Raw genomic sequence first — 1,506 nt, forward strand, 5'->3', positions numbered from 1 at the left:
GGTGGCGCGCGCAGACGTGGTGTAAGAGCGTCCCGAGGTCCGTCGCTGCAAGTCCCGATGTTACTCCTTCTTGAGACCGCGCCTCTCGACTATCTCGTCCACTATCTCCCTGGCGCGCCGCCCGAGCGCGCGGCGCCTCCCCTCTGTCGGGGCCGGCCTGTCCGCGGGCTCGGCGAAGCCCTCGGCGGCCGAGGCCTCGGAGAACACGCGCTGCTGGGACCACTGTCCCTCGGTCTCCATGAGGCTCGCGCACGTCAGGCGCAGCATCGACTCCCTCGAGGGGAAGGACTGCACGACCCTGTAGCGGCGCTTGATCTCGCGGTTGGCGCGCTCCTGGACGTTGTTGGTGCGGAGCTTGGCCCAGTGCGCCCTGGGGAAGGCCGTGAACGCCAGCGCGGAGTCCTCGGCCTGCTCGAAGACCTCGCCGGCCCTGGCGGACACCGACGCCACCCAGGGCGCCGCCTCGGCCCACACGCAGCGCGCGAGGTCGGGGTCGTCCTGGTAGACCGCGGCGTGCACGAGGTCCCTGACGGCCGCCTTGGAGTCCTCGGGCCTGCCCGAGCAGGCGCTCTGGAGGTTGCGCTGCAGGTGCGTCACGCAGCGCTGCCAGGCGCAGCCCTGGAACAGGCGCGAGACGGCGGCCACGAGCCCGGCGTGGCTGTCGGAGACCACGAGGCGAACGCCGGCCAGCCCGCGCTCGCGCAGCCCGCCGAGGAATGCCGCCCAGGAGTCCTCGCTCTCGGTGTCGACCACGTCGCAGCCCAGGAAGTGCTTGCGCCCGTCGGCGCCCAGCCCGATCGCGGTCACGACGCCCTGCGAGACGACCGACGAGCCGACCCTGCAGCTCATGTAGGTGGCGTCGAGCCACAGGTAGCAGCACGGCGTGCCCGACAGGTCGCGGCGGCGGAACTCCGCCACCTCGGCGTCGAGGTCGGAGCAGAGGCTCGAGACCTCCGAGCTCGACAGCGAGGATATGCCCAGCTTGGACGCCACGCGCTCGACCTTGCGGGTGGATACGCCGCATACGTACATCTCCTGCACGATGGCGGCCACCGAGGTGTCGACGCGCGACCATCGCGCGAGCATGCCCTCGGGGTAGTAGGTGCCGTGCCTGAGCTTGGGTATCTCGAGCTCCACGTCGCCCACGGCGGTCTTGAGCGACCTGGGGCGGTAGCCGTTGCGGCTGTTCTCCCTGCCGTAACTGCGCTCGTTGCGGCTCGCGCCGCACATCTGCTGGGCCTCGGAGTCCATCAGCGCGTTCATCACGCTGCCCAGCACCCTGCACGCGAACTCGCGCGCGTCGCCGCACTCCTGCCAAAGCCTCGCCGCCTCGAGGGCCTCGTCGCGGCCGAGGCGCAGTACACTCTCTTCTTGGGGCATCGCCTTTCCTTCCATTCGTCACCCTCATTACTCCAACGACGAATTCTAGGCGGTGTCCCCTCCCTTTCAAGAAAGGGCGGAGGCGGGGCATGCCCCGCCTCTTACACCACATCTCTGTGCGCTACC

The 1,506-nt window shown here is 69.9% G+C and carries 1 protein-coding gene; it reads right to left on the bottom strand.

The features are described 5' to 3' along the window. Positions 1 to 60 precede the first annotated feature (60 nt). The gene (locus DWV20_RS09805) at positions 61 to 1,380 is read right to left on the bottom strand and encodes an IS256 family transposase (protein WP_233539824.1); all 1,320 of its coding nucleotides are present in this window, start codon (positions 1,378 to 1,380) and stop codon (positions 61 to 63) included. Between the last annotated feature and the right edge of the window lie 126 nt (positions 1,381 to 1,506).

The sequence above is a fragment of the Collinsella sp. AF02-46-1 genome (assembly GCF_003465825.1).
GTDB lineage: Bacteria > Actinomycetota > Coriobacteriia > Coriobacteriales > Coriobacteriaceae > Collinsella.